Annotated in this window: 24 protein-coding genes and 1 tRNA gene; 17 read left to right on the top strand and 8 right to left on the bottom strand. The window is 53.8% G+C overall.

What is annotated here, in order from left to right; all coding sequences use genetic code 11:
• Nucleotides 1-42: 42 nt before the first annotated feature.
• Complete coding sequence (ygfZ, locus tag HBM95_18850) at nucleotides 43-1,023, bottom strand: tRNA-modifying protein YgfZ (GenBank protein ID NIH44966.1); 981 nt, start codon at nucleotides 1,021-1,023, stop codon at nucleotides 43-45.
• Between the two features lie 294 nt (nucleotides 1,024-1,317).
• Here ygfZ and sdhE point away from each other — a divergent pair, with 294 nt between their 5' ends.
• Together sdhE and HBM95_18840 are read left to right on the top strand one after the other, a co-directional pair.
• Complete coding sequence (sdhE, locus tag HBM95_18845) at nucleotides 1,318-1,584, top strand: FAD assembly factor SdhE (protein NIH44965.1); 267 nt, start codon at nucleotides 1,318-1,320, stop codon at nucleotides 1,582-1,584.
• Nucleotides 1,565-1,975, top strand: coding sequence for a hypothetical protein (locus HBM95_18840; GenBank protein ID NIH44964.1), 411 nt, complete (start codon nucleotides 1,565-1,567; stop codon nucleotides 1,973-1,975). The genes sdhE and HBM95_18840 overlap by 20 nt, the downstream gene beginning before the upstream one ends.
• Nucleotides 1,976-1,981: 6 nt before the next feature.
• Here the strand turns inward: HBM95_18840 and fldB are convergent, their stop codons facing one another.
• The gene (gene fldB / locus HBM95_18835) at nucleotides 1,982-2,503 is read right to left on the bottom strand and encodes a flavodoxin FldB (GenBank protein ID NIH44963.1); all 522 of its coding nucleotides are present in this window, start codon (nucleotides 2,501-2,503) and stop codon (nucleotides 1,982-1,984) included.
• A 101-nt stretch (nucleotides 2,504-2,604) separates the two neighbouring features.
• Here fldB and xerD point away from each other — a divergent pair, with 101 nt between their 5' ends.
• From xerD to lysS, 5 genes are all read left to right on the top strand, one after another.
• Nucleotides 2,605-3,501: a site-specific tyrosine recombinase XerD gene (gene xerD / locus HBM95_18830; GenBank protein ID NIH44962.1), complete on the top strand. Its 897-nt coding sequence runs from the start codon at nucleotides 2,605-2,607 to the stop codon at nucleotides 3,499-3,501.
• Between the two features lie 28 nt (nucleotides 3,502-3,529).
• Nucleotides 3,530-4,243, top strand: coding sequence for a bifunctional protein-disulfide isomerase/oxidoreductase DsbC (dsbC, locus tag HBM95_18825; protein ID NIH44961.1), 714 nt, complete (start codon nucleotides 3,530-3,532; stop codon nucleotides 4,241-4,243).
• Between the two features lie 5 nt (nucleotides 4,244-4,248).
• Nucleotides 4,249-5,982, top strand: coding sequence for a single-stranded-DNA-specific exonuclease RecJ (gene recJ, locus HBM95_18820; protein ID NIH44960.1), 1,734 nt, complete (start codon nucleotides 4,249-4,251; stop codon nucleotides 5,980-5,982).
• Nucleotides 5,983-6,072: 90 nt separating this feature from the next.
• A protein-coding gene (gene prfB, locus HBM95_18815; GenBank protein NIH44959.1) for a peptide chain release factor 2 occupies nucleotides 6,073-7,171 on the top strand; the annotation gives its coding sequence in 2 pieces (ribosomal slippage) (nucleotides 6,073-6,147 and nucleotides 6,149-7,171; 1,098 coding nt in all).
• Nucleotides 7,172-7,180: 9 nt separating this feature from the next.
• Complete coding sequence (gene lysS, locus HBM95_18810; protein ID NIH44958.1) at nucleotides 7,181-8,698, top strand: lysine--tRNA ligase; 1,518 nt, start codon at nucleotides 7,181-7,183, stop codon at nucleotides 8,696-8,698.
• A 37-nt stretch (nucleotides 8,699-8,735) separates the two neighbouring features.
• Here the strand turns inward: lysS and idi are convergent, their stop codons facing one another.
• Nucleotides 8,736-9,278 (bottom strand): isopentenyl-diphosphate Delta-isomerase, encoded by a 543-nt coding sequence (gene idi, locus HBM95_18805; protein ID NIH44957.1) that lies wholly within the window; start codon nucleotides 9,276-9,278, stop codon nucleotides 8,736-8,738.
• A gap of 139 nt (nucleotides 9,279-9,417) precedes the next feature.
• On the opposite strand from idi, the gene HBM95_18800 reads away from it, so the two are divergent.
• Both HBM95_18800 and HBM95_18795 read left to right on the top strand, forming a co-directional pair.
• Complete coding sequence (locus tag HBM95_18800) at nucleotides 9,418-10,185, top strand: peptidoglycan DD-metalloendopeptidase family protein (GenBank protein NIH44956.1); 768 nt, start codon at nucleotides 9,418-9,420, stop codon at nucleotides 10,183-10,185.
• A gap of 80 nt (nucleotides 10,186-10,265) precedes the next feature.
• Nucleotides 10,266-10,339: transfer RNA gene (locus HBM95_18795), tRNA-Gly, on the top strand.
• Nucleotides 10,340-10,960: 621 nt separating this feature from the next.
• Here HBM95_18795 and HBM95_18790 read toward each other — a convergent pair.
• Nucleotides 10,961-11,770: a hypothetical protein gene (locus HBM95_18790; GenBank protein NIH44955.1), complete on the bottom strand. Its 810-nt coding sequence runs from the start codon at nucleotides 11,768-11,770 to the stop codon at nucleotides 10,961-10,963.
• A gap of 537 nt (nucleotides 11,771-12,307) precedes the next feature.
• Here HBM95_18790 and HBM95_18785 point away from each other — a divergent pair.
• Both HBM95_18785 and HBM95_18780 read left to right on the top strand, forming a co-directional pair.
• Nucleotides 12,308-12,937 carry a Crp/Fnr family transcriptional regulator gene (locus HBM95_18785; protein ID NIH44954.1) on the top strand — a complete coding sequence of 210 codons (630 nt, stop codon included), beginning with the start codon at nucleotides 12,308-12,310 and terminating at the stop codon, nucleotides 12,935-12,937.
• A gap of 94 nt (nucleotides 12,938-13,031) precedes the next feature.
• Entirely contained in the window at nucleotides 13,032-13,646 is a 615-nt protein-coding gene (locus tag HBM95_18780) for an outer membrane beta-barrel protein (protein ID NIH44953.1), read from the top strand.
• Between the two features lie 59 nt (nucleotides 13,647-13,705).
• Here HBM95_18780 and HBM95_18775 read toward each other — a convergent pair whose 3' ends face one another.
• Nucleotides 13,706-14,101 carry a hypothetical protein gene (locus tag HBM95_18775; GenBank protein ID NIH44952.1) on the bottom strand — a complete coding sequence of 132 codons (396 nt, stop codon included), beginning with the start codon at nucleotides 14,099-14,101 and terminating at the stop codon, nucleotides 13,706-13,708.
• A 287-nt stretch (nucleotides 14,102-14,388) separates the two neighbouring features.
• Between HBM95_18775 and HBM95_18770 the strand changes: the two genes are divergently transcribed.
• Together HBM95_18770 and HBM95_18765 are read left to right on the top strand one after the other, a co-directional pair.
• Complete coding sequence (locus HBM95_18770; protein NIH44951.1) at nucleotides 14,389-14,619, top strand: hypothetical protein; 231 nt, start codon at nucleotides 14,389-14,391, stop codon at nucleotides 14,617-14,619.
• Between the two features lie 10 nt (nucleotides 14,620-14,629).
• The gene (locus HBM95_18765) at nucleotides 14,630-14,902 is read left to right on the top strand and encodes an N-acetyltransferase (protein ID NIH44950.1); all 273 of its coding nucleotides are present in this window, start codon (nucleotides 14,630-14,632) and stop codon (nucleotides 14,900-14,902) included.
• 27 nt (nucleotides 14,903-14,929) lie between these two features.
• Here HBM95_18765 and HBM95_18760 read toward each other — a convergent pair whose 3' ends face one another.
• Nucleotides 14,930-15,541, bottom strand: a complete 612-nt coding sequence (locus HBM95_18760; GenBank protein NIH44949.1) for a LysE family translocator — start codon at nucleotides 15,539-15,541, stop codon at nucleotides 14,930-14,932.
• A 114-nt stretch (nucleotides 15,542-15,655) separates the two neighbouring features.
• Between HBM95_18760 and HBM95_18755 the strand changes: the two genes are divergently transcribed.
• Nucleotides 15,656-16,126, top strand: coding sequence for an Lrp/AsnC family transcriptional regulator (locus HBM95_18755; protein NIH44948.1), 471 nt, complete (start codon nucleotides 15,656-15,658; stop codon nucleotides 16,124-16,126).
• Between the two features lie 36 nt (nucleotides 16,127-16,162).
• Here HBM95_18755 and HBM95_18750 read toward each other — a convergent pair whose 3' ends face one another.
• Together HBM95_18750 and HBM95_18745 are read right to left on the bottom strand one after the other, a co-directional pair.
• Entirely contained in the window at nucleotides 16,163-17,392 is a 1,230-nt protein-coding gene (locus HBM95_18750) for a transporter (GenBank protein ID NIH44947.1), read from the bottom strand.
• Between the two features lie 119 nt (nucleotides 17,393-17,511).
• Entirely contained in the window at nucleotides 17,512-17,973 is a 462-nt protein-coding gene (locus HBM95_18745; protein ID NIH44946.1) for a multidrug/biocide efflux PACE transporter, read from the bottom strand.
• A gap of 104 nt (nucleotides 17,974-18,077) precedes the next feature.
• Here HBM95_18745 and HBM95_18740 point away from each other — a divergent pair, with 104 nt between their 5' ends.
• The 3 genes from HBM95_18740 (at nucleotide 18,078) to kduI (ending at nucleotide 21,288) form a co-directional block, all read left to right on the top strand.
• Nucleotides 18,078-18,944: a LysR family transcriptional regulator gene (locus HBM95_18740; protein ID NIH44945.1), complete on the top strand. Its 867-nt coding sequence runs from the start codon at nucleotides 18,078-18,080 to the stop codon at nucleotides 18,942-18,944.
• Between the two features lie 93 nt (nucleotides 18,945-19,037).
• Entirely contained in the window at nucleotides 19,038-20,216 is a 1,179-nt protein-coding gene (locus HBM95_18735) for an acetyl-CoA C-acetyltransferase (protein ID NIH44944.1), read from the top strand.
• Between the two features lie 235 nt (nucleotides 20,217-20,451).
• The gene (kduI, locus tag HBM95_18730; protein ID NIH44943.1) at nucleotides 20,452-21,288 is read left to right on the top strand and encodes a 5-dehydro-4-deoxy-D-glucuronate isomerase; all 837 of its coding nucleotides are present in this window, start codon (nucleotides 20,452-20,454) and stop codon (nucleotides 21,286-21,288) included.
• The last annotated feature ends 33 nt before the right edge of the window (nucleotides 21,289-21,321 follow it).

The raw sequence follows: 21,321 nt of genomic DNA, 5'->3' as shown, positions 1-21,321 counted from the left end.
CCGGCCCTCTCCCACAGGGAGAGGGAGGACACCTGTCGACGATTACTCTTCCAGTGAATACGGCAGCGGCTCAATACTCAACGTATTGGCGTCGTCGCGCACGCGGAACACGCTGTCGGCTTCCATGTCGTTGTTCATGACGGCTTGAACCAAAAGACGGCCATCGTCCAGCTGTACGGCAGCTAACACGGTGCCGGTGCGGCGCCAGTTATCGCCCATCTTCAGTTCTAAGTCTTCACCCGCTTCCGGTACGCGGCTGGCATGGCCCGCCAGTGTCCACAGCGCGCGTTTGTTTGCCCCACGGAATTTTGCACGCGCCACCATCTCCTGACCGGTGTAGCAGCCTTTTTTAAAGCTGATGCCCCCCAGCGCCTGCAGGTTAGTTGCCTGAGGAATAAACTGCGCGCTGTTGGCTGCGTCAATTACCGGCAGACCCGCTTCGATGTTCAGCGCCAGCCACTGCTGGCTGTTGTTGAGCTGCGCTTCGCCGCGCAGCGCATCGGTCACGCGTTCGGCGGTTGCGGCATCCGTGACTAACAGGAAGCGCTCTGCCGGGTGTTCAAACCACAGAATGGAGGTCGCGCCCTCGCTGACCACCTGTTTTTCTGCATCCGGCAGTTCTGCAAACAGGTTTTTCAGCGCTGCACGCGCCTGGAAGCCCGCCACGCCCAGCAGAACATGTTCGTCGTCCGGGGCGATGGTGACTTTGGAAAAGACTGCGTATTTTTTCAGCTCTTTGAGCTGCGCATCACGCAGGCTGCGGCGTTCGATAAAGGCAAACCCATCCTGACGGCGGAACAGACGCAGGTTGCTCCACATTTTGCCTTTAGGATCGCAGTGCGCGGCCAGCAGATGCTGGTGTTCAGTCATCTGCGCGACATCCGCAGTGACCTGACCCTGCAGGTATTTTTCGGCGTCAGCGCCGGAGAGGGTAGCCAGCGCCCAGTCATCAAGAGAAATAAGCGTCAGCGGCAGACGCGCAGAGGCGGCGGGCTGGCGAGGAGAAAATGGTGTAAATGCCATAACGATATCCTGAATTGCTTAACGCTTTGATAATGCCTAATGGTAAAAGAGCCTGCAGGCATTGCAAGCGCTTTCAGCAGACCATTTGTGCCATAAACCGGTTATGCGTAGCGCTAAGCAAAATAGTGTAATCCGCTGTCTTTGTAGGGAATATTCTGGAAGCCAGCTCGTCAATCGCAATATTCCAGTAATGAAACGGTCAAAAACACGTTACACTAGCTGGTGTCCCCGTAAAGAAATTAAGAACAGAGAACGGGGTACCGACTGTGCCAAACGTAATGCAGGAAACTGAACATGGATATTAACAACAAGGCCCGTATTCACTGGGCATGCCGTCGCGGCATGCGTGAACTTGATATTTCCATCATGCCTTTCTTCGAATATGAGTACGACAGCTTAAGCGATGATGATAAGCGTCTGTTTGTTCGGTTGCTTGAGTCTGACGATCCGGATTTATTCAACTGGCTGATGAACCACGGCAAACCCGCCGACACCGAGTTGCAACGGATGGTGCAATTAATTCAAACACGGAATCGGGAACGTGGTCCTGTGGCAATCTGATCTTCGCGTCTCGTGGCGCTCGCAGTGGATGTCTTTATTGCTCCACGGCCTGGTTGCGGCCATCGTGTTGCTGATGCCGTGGCCCCTGAGCTATACGCCGCTGTGGCTGCTGTTGCTGTCGTTTGTCGTTTTTGACAGCGTACGCAGCCAGCGTCGCATTAATGCGCGCCAGGGGGAAATCAAGTTACTGATGGACTCCCGCCTGCGCTGGCAGGGAAAAGAGTGGGATATTCTTGGTATGCCCTGGATGCTCAACTCCGGGATGATGTTACGGTTACGCAAGGTTGATGGCGGACGTTGCCAGCACCTGTGGCTGGCGGCTGACAGCATGGACGCGTCAGAATGGCGGGATCTGCGCCGGATGTTGCTGCAACAGCCGACGCAGGAGTAGGGGGCGTTAGCTAAATTTTTCTGCCATTTCGCCGAGGATCTGCTCGCACCAGGTCTGCAGGCGCTCGTCGCTGAGATCGTACTGATTGGTTTCATCCAGCGCGAGCCCAACAAACAGCTCGCCGTCGGCAATAATCGGTTTTTTACTGGTGAATTCATACCCTTCGGTTGGCCAGTAGCCGATAAACGTCGCCCCTTTTGGTGCCAGCTTGTCGTGCAGCATGCCGAGTGCGTCCAGGAACCATTCGCCGTAGCCCAACTGGTCACCCATGCCGTACATCGCAATAATTTTACCGTCGAAATTGACTGAATCGAGCTGATCCCAGATGGCTTCCCAGTCTTCCTGTATCTCCCCAAAATCCCAGGTTGGGATGCCGAGGATCAGCACATCGTACTGTTCCATCAGCGCGACCGCGTCATCTTTCAGGTTATGCAACGTCACCAGTTCCGGGCCAATGATGTCGCGAATTTTCTCTGCCGCCATCTCGGTGTAGCAGGTGCTGGAACCATAGAACAGACCAATATTCATCGCGTAACTATCTCAATTCATGCTTTGACATTGCGCGTAGTGTACCAGAAACCGGTCGCAATCAGGCATAATGGCCTGACTGCAAAATCAAAGGGGCTGATGTGGAAAAGGATCTCACACTCGTTGAACAGTTTCTCGACGCGCTGTGGCTGGAGAAAAATCTGGCTGAGAATACCCTCAGTGCCTACCGGCGCGATCTCTCCATGCTGGTGGAGTGGCTGGCGCGTCGGGAGCTATCGCTTGCAAGCGCGCAAAGCGACGACCTGCAGGCGCTGCTCGCTGAACGTGTAGAAGGGGGTTACAAAGCCACCAGCTCTGCACGCTTGCTCAGCGCAATGCGTCGGCTTTTCCAGCATCTCTACCGCGAGAAGATTCGCGGGGACGATCCCAGCGCGCTGCTGGCGTCCCCGAAACTCCCGCAGCGGCTGCCGAAAGATCTCAGCGAAGCACAAGTTGAGAGATTATTACAGTCACCTGCTGTTGACCTGCCGCTGGAGTTACGCGATAAAGCCATGCTTGAGTTATTGTATGCTACCGGCTTGCGCGTTTCGGAACTGGTTGGCCTGACGATGAGCGACATCAGCCTGCGTCAGGGAGTGGTGCGCGTCATCGGTAAAGGAAACAAGGAGAGGCTGGTGCCGCTGGGTGAAGAGGCGGTTTACTGGCTGGAGACGTACCTTGAGCATGGCCGTCCGTGGTTGCTTAATGGCGTGTCTATCGACGTCCTGTTTCCGAGCCAGCGCGCGCAGCAGATGACGCGGCAAACGTTCTGGCATCGCATCAAGCATTACGCCACACTGGCGGGTATCGACAGTGAAAAGCTCTCGCCGCACGTATTGCGTCACGCCTTCGCGACGCATTTGTTAAACCACGGCGCAGATTTACGCGTGGTGCAGATGCTGCTGGGACACAGCGATCTTTCAACGACGCAAATTTACACCCATGTCGCGACGGAACGCCTGCGGCAGCTACACCAACAGCACCACCCTCGTGCGTGAGTGCCGACAAATTGTAACAGGATCACATATGAAAAAGTCTTTCGCGCTGCTCACCCTGCTGGCAGCCTCATTTACCGGCTTCGCCCATGCGGACGACGCCGCTATCAAACAGTCTCTGGCTAAGCTTGGCGTCACCAGCAGCGACATCCAGCCTGCGCCGGTTGCCGGCATGAAAACGGTACTGACCAACAGCGGCGTGCTGTACGTCACCGAAGACGGCAAACACTTCATTCAGGGGCCGCTGTACGACGTGAGCGGCGCGCAGCCGGTGAACGTCACCAACCAGCTGCTGATGAAAAACCTTAATGCGCTCGAAAAAGAGATGATCGTCTATAAGGCGGCGCAGGAAAAACACGTGATTACCGTCTTCACCGACATCACCTGCGGCTACTGCCACAAGCTGCATGAACAGATGAAAGACTACAACGCGCTGGGCATTACCGTGCGCTATCTGGCCTTCCCGCGCGCGGGCGTGCAGAGCCAGCCTGAACAGGACATGAAGGCGATCTGGTGTGCGAAAGACCGCAACAAAGCGTTTGATGACGCAATGAACGGCAAAGGCATTAAGCCTGCCTCCTGCGACATCGACATTGCTAACCACTACGCGCTGGGCGTGCAGTTTGGCGTGAGCGGTACGCCAGCGATTGTCCTGAGTAACGGCTATGTTGTTCCGGGTTATCAGGGACCAAAAGAGATGAAAGAGTTCCTCGACGCGCACCAGAAACAGTTTGGTGGTAAATAATTCGCGTGAAAGCCCCCATCAAATTGCGCCGCCGCGAGGCGGTTGAACCCGTTGATTTGCCGGACGATCTCCCGGCGCTGCTGAAGCGCCTCTACGCCAGCCGCGGCGTGCGTCGCGCTGAGGATCTTGAGCGCAGCGTGAAAGGGATGTTGCCATGGCAGCAGCTGAACGGTATCGAGAAAGCTACCGAAATGCTCTACAACGCGCTTCGCGAGGGAACGCGCATTGTAGTGGTCGGGGATTTCGACGCCGACGGCGCAACCAGCACCGCGCTGAGCGTGCTCAGCCTGCGCGCGCTGGGCTGCGATAACGTCACGTATCTGGTGCCGAACCGCTTTGAAGACGGCTATGGCCTCAGCCCGGAAGTTGTCGATCAGGCCCACGCCCGCGGTGCGCAGATGATCATGACCGTAGACAACGGGATCTCCTCCCATGCGGGCGTCGATCATGCTCACGCTTTGGGGATCCCGGTGCTGGTCACCGATCACCACCTGCCCGGCGATACGCTCCCCGCAGCGGAAGCGATTATTAACCCCAACCTGCGCGACTGCGATTTTCCATCGAAATCTCTCGCCGGCGTGGGGGTGGCGTTTTATCTGATGCTGGCGTTACGGACCCTGCTGCGTGATAAGGGCTGGTTCGAATCCCGCGGTATTGCCATACCAAACCTGGCCGAATACCTTGACCTGGTGGCGCTGGGCACCGTCGCGGACGTGGTGCCTCTTGATGCCAATAACCGCATTTTGACCTGGCAGGGCTTAAGCCGCATTCGTGCGGGCAAGTGCCGCCCCGGGATTAAGGCGCTGCTGGAGATTGCCAACCGCGATCCGCTCAAGCTGGCGGCAAGCGACCTGGGCTTTGCCCTCGGGCCGCGTCTGAATGCTGCCGGCAGGCTGGACGATATGTCGGTCGGCGTGGCGCTGCTGTTGTGCGACAACATTGGCGAAGCGCGCGTACTGGCCAACGAACTGGACGCCCTGAACCAGACCCGTAAAGAGATTGAGCAGGGGATGCAGGCCGAAGCGCTGACCCTGTGCGAAAAGCTCGAACGCAGCGGCGATACGCTGCCGGGCGGGCTGGCGATGTACCATCCTGAGTGGCATCAGGGCGTGGTTGGCATTCTGGCGTCGCGCATTAAAGAGCGCTTCCACCGCCCGGTGATTGCGTTTGCACCCGCGGGCGACGGCACGTTGAAAGGCTCTGGCCGTTCGATTCAGGGGCTGCACATGCGCGATGCGCTTGAGCGTCTGGATACGCTATACCCGGGTCTGATGATCAAGTTCGGCGGCCACGCGATGGCGGCTGGCTTGTCGCTGGATGAGGCGAAATTCGACGAGTTCCAGCGCCTGTTTGGCGAGCTGGTCACCGAGTGGATTGACCCGGCGCTTCTGCAGGGAGAGGTGGTCTCTGACGGTGAGCTGTCTGTCTCCGAAATGACGATGGACGTGGCGCAGATGCTGCGCGATGCCGGTCCATGGGGGCAGATGTTCCCGGAACCGCTGTTCGACGGGCGATTCCGCCTGCTGCAGCAGCGTATCGTCGGCGAACGTCACCTGAAAGTGATGGTCGAGCCCGTGGGCGGCGGACCGCTGCTGGACGGCATTGCTTTCAACGTTGATACCTCTATCTGGCCGGACAACGGCGTGCGCGAGGTAGAACTGGCGTACAAACTGGATATCAACGAGTTTCGCGGTAACCGCACCCTTCAGATCATCATCGACAATATCTGGCCAATTTAGCGGCAGTAATCTCTATAAAAAAGGGCGTGGATTCGGTACAATCCCGCTCTTATCACCGCATTTTGACAAGTCCATAAAAGAAAACAGACCATGTTTGAAATTAATCCGGTAAAAAACCGTATTCAGGACCTCACGGAGCGCTCCGACGTTCTTAGGGGGTATCTTTGACTACGATGCCAAGAAAGAGCGTCTTGAAGAAGTAAACGCCGAGCTGGAACAGCCGGACGTCTGGAACGAACCTGAACGCGCACAGGCGCTGGGGAAAGAGCGTTCCTCTCTCGAAGCTATCGTAGATACGCTGGATCAAATGGCCCAGGGGCTGGAAGACGTTTCCGGTTTGCTGGAGCTGGCCGTCGAAGCCGACGACGAAGAGACCTTTAACGAAGCCGTGGCAGAACTCGACGTACTGGAAGAGAAGCTGGCGCAGCTGGAATTCCGTCGCATGTTCTCCGGCGAATACGACAGCGCTGACTGCTATCTCGATATTCAGGCAGGGTCTGGCGGTACCGAAGCACAGGACTGGGCCAGCATGCTGACGCGTATGTACCTGCGTTGGGCAGAGGCGCGCGGCTTCAAAACCGAAATTATCGAAGAGTCTGAAGGTGAAGTGGCCGGTATTAAATCCGTCACCATCAAGATCATTGGCGATTACGCCTACGGCTGGCTGCGTACCGAAACCGGCGTTCATCGCCTGGTGCGTAAGAGTCCGTTTGACTCCGGTGGCCGTCGTCATACCTCCTTCAGCTCCGCGTTTGTTTACCCGGAAGTTGACGAAGATATTGATATCGAAATTAACCCGGCGGACCTGCGTATTGACGTTTACCGTGCTTCCGGCGCGGGTGGTCAGCACGTTAACCGTACGGAATCTGCGGTGCGTATTACCCACATTCCAACCGGGCTGGTAACACAGTGCCAGAACGACCGTTCCCAGCATAAGAACAAAGACCAGGCCATGAAGCAGATGAAAGCGAAGCTTTATGAGCTGGAGATGCAGAAGAAAAATGCTGAGAAACAGGCGATGGAAGATAACAAGTCCGACATCGGTTGGGGCAGCCAGATCCGTTCTTACGTCCTTGATGACTCCCGCATCAAAGACCTGCGTACCGGGGTTGAAACCCGCAACACGCAGGCGGTGCTGGACGGCAGCCTGGACCAATTTATCGAAGCAAGTTTGAAAGCAGGGTTATGAGGAACCAACATGTCTGAACAACAAGCACAGGGCGCTGACGCGGTAGTCGATCTTAACAACGAACTGAAAACCCGCCGCGAGAAGCTGGCAGCGCTGCGCGAGCAGGGCGTGCCGTTCCCGAACGATTTTCGTCGTGACCACACCTCAGACCAACTGCACGCTGACTTCGACGGTAAAGAGAACGAAGAGCTGGAAGCGCTGAACGTTGAAGTGGCCGTTGCAGGCCGCATGATGACCCGTCGTATCATGGGTAAAGCCTCTTTCGTGACCTTGCAGGACGTTGGCGGCCGTATTCAGCTGTACGTTTCCCGTGACGACCTGCCGGAAGGCATCTACAACGAGCAGTTCAAGAAGTGGGACCTGGGCGATATCCTGGGCGCGAAAGGTAAGCTGTTCAAAACCAAAACTGGTGAACTGTCTATCCACTGCACCGAGCTGCGTCTGCTGACCAAAGCCCTGCGCCCGCTGCCGGACAAGTTCCACGGCCTGCAGGATCAGGAAGCGCGCTACCGTCAGCGTTATCTGGATCTCATCTCTAACGATGAATCCCGTAAGACCTTCAAAATTCGCTCCCAGATCATGGCCGGTATCCGCCAGTTCATGGTGAACCGCGACTTTATGGAAGTGGAAACCCCGATGATGCAGGTGATCCCTGGCGGCGCGTCTGCGCGTCCGTTCATAACCCATCACAACGCCCTGGACCTGGACATGTACCTGCGTATCGCGCCGGAACTGTACCTGAAGCGTCTGGTGGTCGGTGGTTTCGACCGCGTGTTCGAAATCAACCGTAACTTCCGTAACGAAGGTATCTCCGTTCGTCATAATCCAGAGTTCACCATGATGGAACTCTATATGGCGTATGCGGACTACAAAGATCTGATCGAGCTGACCGAATCCCTGTTCCGTACCCTGGCGCAGGACATTCTGGGCACCACACAGGTCCCTTACGGTGAAGAAGTCTTCGACTTCGGCAAGCCGTTCGAAAAACTGACCATGCGCGAAGCGATCAAGAAATACCGTCCGGAAACCAACATGGCGGATCTGGATAACTTCGACTCTGCGAAAGCAATCGCTGAAAGCATCGGTATTAAAGTGGAGAAGAGCTGGGGTCTGGGCCGTATCGTGACCGAAATCTTCGAAGAAGTGGCGGAAGCACACCTGATTCAGCCGACCTTCATTACTGAATACCCGGCTGAAGTTTCTCCTCTGGCACGTCGTAATGACGAGAACCCGGAGATCACTGACCGCTTTGAATTCTTCATCGGCGGCCGTGAAATCGGCAACGGCTTTAGCGAGCTGAACGATGCAGAAGACCAGGCGCAGCGCTTCCAGGATCAGGTTGACGCGAAAGCGGCAGGCGACGACGAAGCGATGTTCTTCGATGAAGACTACGTGACCGCACTGGAGCACGGCCTGCCACCAACTGCAGGTCTGGGTATTGGTATCGACCGTATGGTTATGCTGTTCACCAACAGCCACACCATCCGTGACGTTATCCTGTTCCCGGCGATGCGTCCGGTGAAATAAGGCGTTAAGATGTAAAAAAGCCCCGAAAGGGGCTTTTTTATTGCGCCGCGAACGCTCTCAGCGCCTCTCGTGCGGTGGTTGCTTCCAGCACCATCCACGGGCTAAAGCTCCAGGGCGCGGCGTCCAGCGCGCGGAATAACGACTCCAGCCTGACCCATTCAAATTCCATTACTTCATCGTGATTAATACACAGTTCGCTGGTAACGCGTGCCGCGAAGACCGGGCAAATTTCGTTTTCCACGATGCCGGAAGGATCGGTTTCACGGTAGCGAAACTCGGAGGCGACAGGCGTAATCGCGGTGATTTCAGCACCGACTTCATAGCGGCAGCGGCGGATAATCGCCTCTTCCGTCTTTTCACCGGATTGAGGGTGCCCGCAGACGGAGTTCGTCCAGACGCCCGGCCAGGCTTTTTTGCTTAACGCGCGTCGTGTGACCAGACATTCGCCTTCGGCGTTAAAGAGCCAGGATGAGAACGCCAGGTGCAGAGGGGTTTGGGCAGTATGCGCGGCGTACTTCTCCTGAGTGCCAATCACCATTCCCTGGTCATTTACCAAAATAACGTGTTCTTGAATACTCATTCATGCTCCAGTGCCAACGATGCGGATGGTTTTGCACCATCAGCAGGGAACATTATACGGCATTCTTATACGAACGTTTTGTCTCCTGGAGCGGAAAAGGGCTGACCCATATCTCTCCGGGCTGGTATCATAGTGCGCCATTCACGCTGACCGAGGATCTGTTTTGTTTGCAGGAAGCCTGACGAGAAACCCCATCATCGCCATCTTTTGCCTGACGCTGACGCTATTCCTGGCAGGCTGTTCAGGGAGCAAATCATCGGATATGGGTAGCTATTCCGGTTCGGTTTATACCGTTAAGCGCGGGGATACGCTGTACCGGATTTCGCGCGCAACGGGGACCAGCGTGAAGGATCTGGCGCGCCTGAATAACATCTCTCCGCCGTACACCATCGAAGTGGGACAAAAGCTGAAGGTGAACGGCAGTTCGTCCTCGGGCAAAAAATCTTCATCGAAAGGCAAAACCGCCAAAGTGACGCCGTCCTATCAGGTACCGCAATCGTCATGGCCGCCGGTTGGACAGCGCTGCTGGATTTGGCCTGCCAGCGGTAAAGTTATTGCTCCTTACTCACTCTCTGAAGGTGGTAACAAGGGTATTGATATCGCCGCTGCGCGCGGTACGCCGGTTTATGCCTCCGGGGCAGGGAAGGTGGTTTACGTCGGTAACCAGCTGCGCGGCTACGGTAACCTGATCATGATTAAGCACGGCGAAGACTACATCACGGCCTATGCGCATAACGAAACGATGCTGGTCAACAACGGGCAGAACGTGAAGGCGGGGCAAAAGATTGCCACGATGGGCAGCACGGGAACGGACTCGGTGAAGCTGCATTTCCAGATTCGCTATAAAGCGACGGCCATCGATCCGCAGCGTTATCTTCCTGCGCCCGGCAGCAAACCGAAGTGCTAAGTGATTATTTAATCGCCACTTAGTGGTGAAGAGGCTTGTATGAAAAGGCGTAAGGTCTATAATGCCTTACGCACCTCAAAGCGGGCGTAGTTCAATGGTAGAACGAGAGCTTCCCAAGCTCTATACGAGGGTTCGATTCCCTTCGCCCGCTCCATATCTCTCCCCTTGTTGCAAAACACCACCCAAAATTGGCTTAAATGTATTTCGCTATCAACAAGTTACTTAACATACGTTGTCTGTTATCGTTCAACAATTGAACGACGTTTTACCAATAAGAGGTATGATCTGCTCCCCCCTGAATTAACCAGACAGGTCTTGTATCGTTTAGCGATATACCGGCAGTACAATTACGTTGCCTTTTAATTAAACAAGGATGTGCTTTGCTAATTGCAGATTATGGCTCTTTCATGGTGCGCTTTTGCAGGCACCATGATCTTTTTGATTACGTGAATATGCAGCCCTGAATGTGTATTCAGAACCGATATTACCCCACTGGTGTTTATTAGGCATGAAGTTAGTGTGTTACTTCCGCTCAGATACCCTAACCGAAAGCGTGCTGTGTTTCAGGGTGGCGTTAATCGAGACGCATCTTGTTTCTAATCACAGCCGATACTGAGAGGATATACAATATAATAAAGAGTAATGCCGTGTGTTTATTGCCTGTTGGTGTAGCGCATATGTTGATCATGTGCGCTACACAATTTTTTAATCCTGTTTTGAACATCGAACTGCCATCCAGCATTCATGCCGAATAGCAGACCGACACTCCTTTAGATTATCCCTTAATTTTTAGCTCCTTAATTCTGAAATCATTCCCCATACTTGCTGTAACATGGCTGACTACCGCGAGTGCAGCCTGACTGCCCGTGGCTTTGAATTTTCCGCTCAGGGCTACCCATTCATTCGCCTGCTTCAGCTCCAGCGGTGCGGAGATGTCTTTGCCATCCGCACGGAGAGAAATTTTTGGCGCTTCATATTTTCCAATAATGCGCGCAGCTTTCAGCGTCCAGGTATATTCATGCCCGGCAGTCAGACCTGTCAGCGTCTTTTTGAGGATCTCTCCGGCATGATTTTTATTGGGCCTGGTAATAAACTCGACGGCGCGGGCGCTGGCGTCAACCAGGTAAAGATCGTGCCCGGCAGGGCCCGCCTGCCAGCTATTCCAGTTATCACGTTCAAAGTTGGTTAAATCTTCAAACGGTGCTGTCGTCGCTGTAATATCCGCCTCGCGATACACTTCAACGCTGAATTCGCCCGAGTTGTCTTTGTACTGGTCTTTACCATCGGCATAAATCAGCGTCAGAATACCTTCAGCAGGAATTGACCAGCGATATTTATGGTTGCCAACCGGATATGTTTCACTCCCAATCCGTGCCAGAAGTGAAGGATTGCGTATCGTTAGCGGTTCGCCCTCTCTGGGAATACGTCCCTGTGGCGCGGTCAGAGCAAAAGTTTCGCTACCATTTTTGGCCCAGCCATCGGCCAGAATCGTAATGATCTCCCCTCGTTTGAGGGAAAGGCCTGTATTTATCCCTTCGGCACTTTTTGCATCAACTTTTCCTGACCAGATTAAATTTGCGCTCATGTCTGACTCCTGTGAGAGTGGCGTACAATTTCGCCATTGAAAGATAGTCCTTGCGAAATGAGTTTTTTAATGACTCACATCGGCTAACAGCCTGATAAAGCGAATAAATGAATCTATATGTATTACACTTTACGCATATTCATTTCCGGAATGTTTTAGGCTCGAAAGAGAATAGTCAGGCTGTATATACAATTCAAAAGCTGGAACGGCCTGTTTCGGCTTGATATTTTGTAATTATTTAAAAAACAACAAATATTTGTTGTTTTATTAGGAATAATCTTAATGAAGTGATGTGTAAGAAGAAAAGATTGTTCAGGTTTTAATAGTCTTTTCTCCCCAGTGTTTTCATAGGTATTAGAGCAAGCACCAACAAATATCAGTTACCTATTACCGACGTTCTTGGTGGAAAATTCAAAAATAAACAAAGTTTCTTTTTACTCATGTTTTTCTATCTGATATCACTTCCCCCTCATACTTGTCTGATCAATGACTGTTGTAGTCTATACTGGCCATTACCCAACGCTAAAAGGCTGTGTTATGAATATTTTACCTCCTGTTCGGCCTGAACAATCCATTGAACGTTTGACGGCGATCCTTGAGCCAATCGCAGAGAAAGTGAAGCTCGCGCCGCGCAAGCGGATCACCTGGAAACACAAAGGCCACCAGCAGATGTACCTTTTTCAGGACGGGGAGCTTTCGCTGCTGCGGGCCTCAGATGGACTGCTCTTAGTGACCGTTTTCGAGCCTCATCTGTTCGGCATTGCCGAGATGATCCAGCCGACACAAGGGCATATTTTACGTGCAGAAAGAGAGTCTATAATTTTACGTGCTGATGCAGATGAAGCAGCTGCACTATTTCGTGAAAAGGGCGTCTGGGAAGACGTTGCGGCCTTACTGTCGTATCATACGGCGTATCTGATTTATCGTGATGCGCAGGTCGTGCAGCAACGTACCTATTCCGTGATTCGTAGCTATCTGCAGGAAATGATATTACTTCCCGAAGAGGCGCGTATGCGGACGAGCATTCTGGAATATATTCAGGATCGTACGCTTCTTTCACGCAGCAGCATTCTCAACGTATTATCGGCGCTTAAGCAAGGTCAATATATTGCGTTTAAGCGCGGCGGTTATTTACTGGAAGTGGGAAATTTACCTGAGTCGTTCTAAAATTTAAAATTAAACAGAAAAGCATTTCACGTTGTTCTCGTTTGTCTATATCGTTTGCTCACTGAAAATCTTTAGCAGAGTAAACGGGATTTGTATGAAGAAGACACTTTTTGCATTAATTATTGCTAACGCGTTCACTGCAACGGCTGCATTTGCAGCTGCGGATACAGGTACATGGTATAGCGGGGCTAAATTTGGCTGGTCACACTATTTTGACGCCAGCACAGGTTCTAAAGCGAGCGATAATAACAATGGCTCAAGCCAGTATAATATCGATCATGATAACGTCGGCGGTGGGGTTTACGCTGGCTATCAGATGACACCCTGGCTCGCAGTAGAAGGTGGTTATGATTATTTAGGAAATATGCAGATGAAAGGCAACCATAGTGCGGGCGCACAAATGAAAAGCCAGGGGCTGCAGATGTCCTTAAAAGCAAGCTATGCCGTGACCGACAACTGGGATATCTATGGGCGTGCCGGGGCGATGGCGTATCGCGCAGAATCTGATGTAAGTGGTCACAATCGTTTTGATACAGGCATTCGCCCGCTTGCCGCTGTGGGGACGGAGTATGCGTTCAACAAAAATTTGGCTGGCCGCCTGGAATATCAATGGGTAAGCAATGTGGGTAACGCCAACCAGATTGGCGTCAGCAGCGACGTAAGCTCCGTAACGGCAGGCCTGACATGGCGATTCGGACAGCACGATTAATCGTTGTTAGCCTCTCAATTAAAAAAGCCCAGCTGCTCAGCAGTTGGGCTTTTTGGCATTTAAGTGACTAAAGGCTGAAGGGCAAGTTTAATCTTTTGCAGACCGGTAACATTTTTATCTTTCAGGTATTGCTGATTAATCATTTCCAGCTGTTCTAGTTTTGTCAGCGAGGCGTAGACCGGCTGAACGGGGCTATCTTCGGTGAAAATATCCTTTGCGGTGGCGTGCTGTAAATACTGTGATTTCAGCTGTGTTGCTATTTTATCTATCTGTATTTTATTTTCTTGATAAAGTGCTGCAATATGTGATGCCGGAACGGCAGGCGGTTTTTCTCCCGGTAAAACTAGCGGGACCTGCAGATGGTGTATTTGTTCAACCTTATCTGGCTCAGAAGCGCTGCAGGCGGTTAATAAATTGAGGCTGAGCAGAGTCAGTAATAATGGCCGTGTCTTCATGGGTAACTCATGTTAAATAAGCAGAGCGGACATTATCGTAAACGACAGGCTCATCTTCAGATTAAACTTGTTTAATTTTAAACATCTCACCGGGGATACTCAGTAACAGAATGTCGGATCACGCTTAATGCGTAAAACAGCCAGTATGCGCACCCACCGATGTACGCAGGGGGACGCAATCCGGCGAAAAGTGTTGCGAGCTGGCTTTTCGTTTTCAGCGTGATAGCTATCGGGATCCCATAAGGCTATGCTTCATTCAGCACGAGAATAATTACAGAGGCAATGTCATGGATAAAGAACTACTGGATGCAGGCTACCGGGCCTATACCGGCGAGAAAATAGACGTTTACTTCAACACCGGGATCTGCAAACACTCCGGTAACTGCGTGCGTGGGAGCGCAAAGCTGTTTAATCTGAAGCGTAAGCCGTGGATTGTTCCTGATGAAGTGGACGTGGAAACGGTTGTACGCGTGATTGATACCTGCCCGAGCGGTGCGCTGAAGTACCGCCAAAAATAAGCGAGGAACCATGGATATTCTGGAAGGCCACAACAAGTTTTACGTAAACGATGCGAACGGCAATCAGGTCGCTGAGATTGTCTTCGTGCCGACCGGCGAGCACCTGAGCATTATTGAGCATACCGATGTCGATCCGAGCCTGAAGGGGCAGGGTGTGGGCAAGCAGCTGGTGGCGAAAGTGGTTGAGAAGATGCGCGGTGAGAACCGCAAAATTATCCCGCTGTGCCCGTTTGCGAAGCATGAATTTGATAACACGCGGGAATATGACGATATTCGGGCGTAAAACACACCGGCGATGGCCGGTGTTTTTTTATCTCATCTGTTCAAACAGCAATACCAACGCGATCATCACCATTATCCCGCCCGATGCCATGCTCACCAGACGCGCCGCCTGTGGCCGGGTCGCCAGCACCGCTCTCGAACCATACCCCACCAGCAGATAGACCAGCGTGCAGGTGATCAGGTGCATCACGCCAAGCGCGGACATCTGCATCGCTATCGACCAGCTTCCGGCAGGGTCTGTAAACTGCGGAAGCAGCGCCAGAAAAAGCAAAAAAACTTTCGGGTTAAGGCCGCTAATGCAGAGCCCTTTCACCGCCCACTGTTTCCAGTTTCCCGCGTGGTGGGTGGCCTTTTCCGGCGCGGCGGGATGACGTAATAGCGTAATGCCAAGCCACAGGAGATACACGGCCCCCGCAATGGTCAGCCCGGTTAGCGCCAGAGGATGTTGAGCAATCAGTACGCCTACGCCAGCCACCACGATCAGCGTGGCTAACAGATGCCCTGACATCAACCCCATCACCGCCGGCACCACGCGCCGCCCGTTAATCCCGGCGCTAATGGCGTAGGCCCAGTCGGCGCCAGGCGTCATGATGAGCAGAAACGAAACCACCCAAAAGCCGGCCACAATACTCATTTCCATCGTCCTGAAGACTCCTGCAGTGCGTCAAAGTTGAGAAAAAGAATATCGCTAACCCTGCGAAATAGGCTTTCAATGTTATGCTCATAACACCGTCAAAATGAGAAAATCTTCCACATGGATAGCATCGATCGAAAAATTCTTGCGGAGCTGCAGTCCGATGGCCGCTTATCCCTTACCGAGCTGGCTGAACGGGTGAATCTGAGCCTTTCACCGTGCCATCGTCGCGTCCGGGCGCTGGAGCAAAGCGGGGCCATAACGGGATACCGTGCCAGCCTTGACCCCGCCAAAATGGGCTTTAACTTTCTGGCGATAGTGTTTGCGACGCTAAAAGAGGGTGACCGAAAGGCGGTAAGCGCGTTTGAAGAGGCGGTAGAAGAGATCCCTCAGATCGTGCTGGCACAGCGTCTGTTTGGCGATCCGGATTATCTGATGCACGTCGTGACCCGCGACCTGTCGGCCTTTCAGAAACTCTATGACGAGAAACTCTCCGCCATGCCTGGCGTGCAGCACCTTCGCTCTACGCTTGTCATGAAAACGGTAGTGCAGGACAGACCTTTTCCGCTGGAGTCAGCAGGGCGAGACTGAGAGGCATGCCCGACAGAATGTCGGGCATGAGTATGTTTAGCCCACAAACATCACCGACACGCATAGCACGCCGACGATCAGCGTCAGCAGGCTGCCAATGGAACGGTATTGTTTCAGGGAGGGGATCAGATACGTCGACAACGTCGGCATGATAAACAAAATCATGGCGATAAGTGGACCGCTGATGGCGTAAATCATCGAAATGGCGTTCGGGTTAATGCAGCAGACGGCAAAGGTGATTAACGACACCCCCATAATGGAAAGCGCGCGGTTGAAGGCGCGGCTTTTTTTTACGCCGATCTGATTTAGCGACGACTTCACGATCTCCGTCGCCCCTTCAATCACCCCAAAATAGGTGCCGAGGAACGATTTTGACATCGCAACAATCGCCACCACAATGCCAGAAATACCCAGCCACGCCGGTGAAGAAGGCATCATCGACAGCGCGGACAGGATCGTTACCCCTTGTTCTTTGGCGGCTACAATATACGACGGTGGAATAGAGAGCAGGCAGCTGAAGACAAAGAACAGCACGCTCAGGCAGATGATCAGGTACGCCACCTTCATAATTTTCTTGCATTTATCCATGGCGCCGTCGGCAAATTTCTCGCGACGGTCAACGGCAAATGTGGAGATAATCGGGGTATGGCTGAACGCAAACACCATCACCGGAATCGAAATCCAAACCTGGTGCAGCGTATGGCGATCGACGGCCATCTGGCTGGTCAGCAGCGAGGGTTGCCAGCTGCCGATCAGGTAGAGCGAGACAAACAGGAAATAGGCAATCAGCGGAAACACCAGGAAGCCCATCACTTTTATTGTGATATGCCGTCCCATCAGGAAGATCAGATTCAGAACCAGCACCACGCCCAGGCTGACCAGCACGCGAACGACGGTATCCACCGTCAGGTGTTTCGCCAGCTGTTCGGTTAACGAGTTGGTGATGGCCACCGCATATATCTGCACCACCACAAAGAAGGCGATGAAATAGAGCGTGGTGATCAGGTTGCCAATCTTCTTACCATAGTAGTGGGAGACGGCGCCGGTGATCCCTTCATTACCTTTTGTTTTTGAAGAGAGAATAAATTGCGTCAGCGCCCGGTGCGGCCAGTAGGTTAACGGATAGGCCACAAGGGCGGTGATAAACAGGACAATAGCGCCTGCGGAGCCCAGCTGAATGGGCAAGAACAGCGTTCCTGCGCCCACGGCCGTGCCATAGAGAGCGAAACTCCAGAGAGTCTCATCTTTTGACCAAATTTTCGACATTAGAGCAACGTTTCAACTAACAAACCATCAGAATGGCGTGCAATTTACCATAGTTATGCCTGAAGAGCGCAGTTGCTTCGACGGAGTTTGGTCGGAACGGGCGTCCGGCCAGCGTGAGTTTAGCCTGCCAGAGCGCGTCGTTGCTGGCGGCGCTTAAGAAATTTCTCGCGCAGGTTATCGTATGCCCAGTTATAGAACATGGTGTACGGCAGGAAGAACAGGAAGAAACCTATTTCCAGTGTGAATGCCTGAAGCAGGGTCACGCCCAGCACGGCGGCGACAATCGACACGCCAATCACAATAAACCCGCATTCGAACCCCAGGGCGTGCAGCGCACGCACTTTTGCCGTACGTTTTACGCGCTGGACAGGCCAGAAACGGTCGAAGCCGAAGTTATAGATAATGTTCCAGAGCATGGCGGTGGTAGCCAGGATAATGGTTAACCCGCCCATCTCCACCACGGAGCGCTGCATCAGCCACGCCGCCGTCGGGGCGAGAATTGCCGTGGCAATCCCTTCGAAACAGACAGCGTGGAAGATCCGCTCCGGCAGCTTACGTTGGAGTACATCCTGGTGTTGCATAGTGTAGACCTCATTAATTCGCCGGTATGGGCGTTGATGCAGCCTATTTTTATCGCTAAAGCTGATATATTAAAGATGGTATCCATCGATAAAGTAGATAGGTTATGCGCTATTCACCTGAAGCCCTTACCGCGTTTGTTGAGACCGTTGCGGCAGGCTCTTTCTCTGCTGCCGCGCGCCGGCTGCGTAAAAGCCAGTCGACGATCAGCACCTCCATTGCCAATCTTGAGGCCGATCTGGGTTTCGAACTGTTTGACCGCTCGGCGCGGCAGCCGGTGCTAACGGTCCAGGGGGAACAGGTGTTGGGCTACGTGCAGGCCATCCTCGCCGCCAGCACGCGGCTTGATGAGCTGGCGGTGTCGTTAACGGCACGAACCGAAGCGCGTTTGACGTTTGTCCTTTCCGATACCCTCAACCCGGACGTGCTGGAAGATCTGATGAAGCAGTTTGACGCCCGCTTTCCCCATACGGAATTCGAATGTCTGATTGGCGAGGAAGAAGACGTGATCGATCTGCTGCAAAAGGAGCGCGCGCAGGTGGGTCTGACGGAAGCGCGAGACAGTTATCCTACGGATATTGGCGCCACCCGGCTGCCGGTGCAGACCCGAATGGCGATATATGTCGCGACCACGCACCCGCTCGCCGGGCAACACGAGGTGCAGAGCGACGAGCTGCACGGCTGGCGGGAGCTGAGGCTCAGCACCTACCTTGAGCGCGAGGCTGAGATTGCTCGGGGGCCCGTCTGGTCAGCGCCGAACTACCTGTTACTGCTGAGTATGGCCGTCCAGGGTTTCGGCTGGTGCGTGCTGCCGTGCGCCCTGGTGGATGAATTCGCCGCGGCGAAATCGCTGGTACAGCTCAATGTTCCCGGCTGGCCAAGGGCGATCGGCATCGATTTGCTGTGGAATAAACGATCCCCGCCCGGTGTTGCCGGAAGCTGGCTGCGGCAGTATCTGCAGGATGCGCGCTAATCCTTGTGATTAAACTCACTATTTTTAAACAATTAAGATAATTGCCAGTAACAATCCTCTACTATCGTCATGTCATTTAACACAGAGGTCGTGATGAAAGATGTCGTAATAGTGGGTGCGTTGCGTACGGCTATCGGCTGTTTTCAGGGAGCGCTTGCGCGTCACTCGGCGGTTGACCTGGGCAGCGTGGTAGTTAAAGCGCTGGTGGAACGTAGCGGGATCGCCGCACATGAAGTTGATGAAGTGATCCTGGGGCAGGTTCTCACGGCCGGAGCCGGGCAGAACCCTGCGCGCCAGGCGGCGCTGAAGGGCGGGTTGCCCAATACCGTATCCGCCATCACCATTAACGACGTCTGTGGTTCAGGATTAAAAGCGCTGCATCTCGCCACCCAGGCCATTCAGTGCGGTGAAGCGGATGTGGTTATTGCTGGTGGACAAGAGAACATGAGCCGCGCGCCGCACGTTCTGACCGACAGCCGTACCGGCGCGCAACTGGGCAACAGCCAGCTGCTCGACAGCCTCGTGCATGACGGGCTGTGGGATGCGTTCAACGACTATCATATGGGCGTGACGGCAGAAAATCTGGCGCGCGAGTACGGCATCAGCCGCGAACTGCAGGACGCCTATGCGCTAAGTTCGCAGCAAAAAGCGCGTGCCGCGATTGATTCCGGTCGTTTTCGCGACGAGATTGTCCCGGTCAGCACACAGCGTCAGAACGGTGAGGTTATCGTTATAGATACCGATGAACAGCCGCGCACCGATGCCAGTGCTGAAGGCCTGGCAAGACTGAATCCCGCGTTTGAGACCCAGGGCTCGGTCACGGCGGGAAATGCCTCTTCCATTAACGACGGCGCCGCGGCCGTCATGATGATGAGTGAAAGCAAAGCCCTTGAACTCGATCTCCCCGTGCTGGCCCGCATTAAGGCATTTGCCAGCGTGGGCGTGGATCCTGCGTTAATGGGGATCGCGCCGGTCTACGCTACCCGCCGCTGCCTGGATCGCGCAGGGTGGCAGCTTTCTGATGTGGATCTGATTGAAGTGAACGAAGCCTTTGCCGCGCAGGCGATCTCGGTCGGCAAAATGCTGGAGTGGGATCCGCTGCGGGTCAACGTAAACGGCGGGGCCATTGCGCTGGGGCATCCCATCGGTGCGTCCGGTTGCCGAATCCTGGTCTCCCTGGTCCACGAAATGAAAAAGCGAAACGCCCGCAAAGGGATTGCTACTCTCTGTATAGGCGGCGGACAAGGGGTGGCGCTGGCCATCGAGCGCTAATCTTACCTCATTAAAAAAACCTCCTTCGGGAGGTTTTTTTATGGCGCTGTTTTTGCCTGGCGTATTTATCGTGATCCGAACGTCATTTCCGCTATAAATAAAATAAAAAATGAAACGTTGTTTTAAGTTGGGTTGAAAAGCCTATTTTCTGCCGCTAGTATGTGCTCATAATGAAAAACGGAACGCTGTTTCGTTTATTTTCTTCTTTCGGGAATGACCACATCTGGAGGTTACCGTGGACGTCAGACAAAGCATTCACAGCGCGCACGCCAAAACGCTGGATACTCAGGGGCTGCGCAGCGAGTTTTTAATTGAGCAGGTGTTCGAAGCCGACACGTACACCATGGTCTATAGCCACATCGACCGCATTATTGTGGGCGGCATTATGCCGGTGGCGAAAACCGTCTCAGTGGGCGGCGAAGTGGGCAAGCAGCTGGGCGTCAGCTACTTCCTGGAGCGTCGTGAACTGGGCGTGATTAATATCGGCGGGCCGGGCACGATTACCGTGGACGGCCAGTGCTACGAGATTGGCCACCGAGACGGGCTGTACGTCGGCAAAGGGGCGAAAGAGGTGGTCTTTGCCAGCATCGACGGCGCTAAGCCCGCAAAGTTTTACTACAACTGCGCCCCCGCGCACACCGCTTATCCAACCAAAAAAGTGACGCCAGCCGACGTTGCGCCCGTGACGCTGGGCGATAACCTCACCAGCAACCGCCGTACCATCAATAAATACTTCGTTCCGGATGTGCTGGAAACCTGCCAGCTCAGCATGGGGCTGACCGAACTGGCTCCGGGCAACCTGTGGAACACCATGCCGTGCCATACCCATGAGCGCCGCATGGAAGTCTACTTCTACTTCAACATGGACGACGATGCCTGCGTGTTCCACATGATGGGACAGCCGCAGGAGACGCGCCATATCGTCATGCATAACGAGCAGGCGGTCATTTCACCCAGCTGGTCTATTCACTCCGGCGTGGGGACAAAAGCCTATACCTTCATCTGGGGTATGGTTGGAGAAAACCAGGTCTTCGATGACATGGACCACGTCGCTGTTAAGGATCTGCGCTAGTCGCGGGCAGCTAAGTATCAATCTGCCTGTTGG

This window comes from Enterobacter asburiae (assembly GCA_011754535.1).
In the GTDB taxonomy this organism is placed as follows: Bacteria; Pseudomonadota; Gammaproteobacteria; order Enterobacterales; family Enterobacteriaceae; genus Enterobacter; species Enterobacter cloacae_N.
Note: the sequence above shows the minus strand (reverse complement) of the source record. Positions and strands in the feature narration are given on the sequence as shown.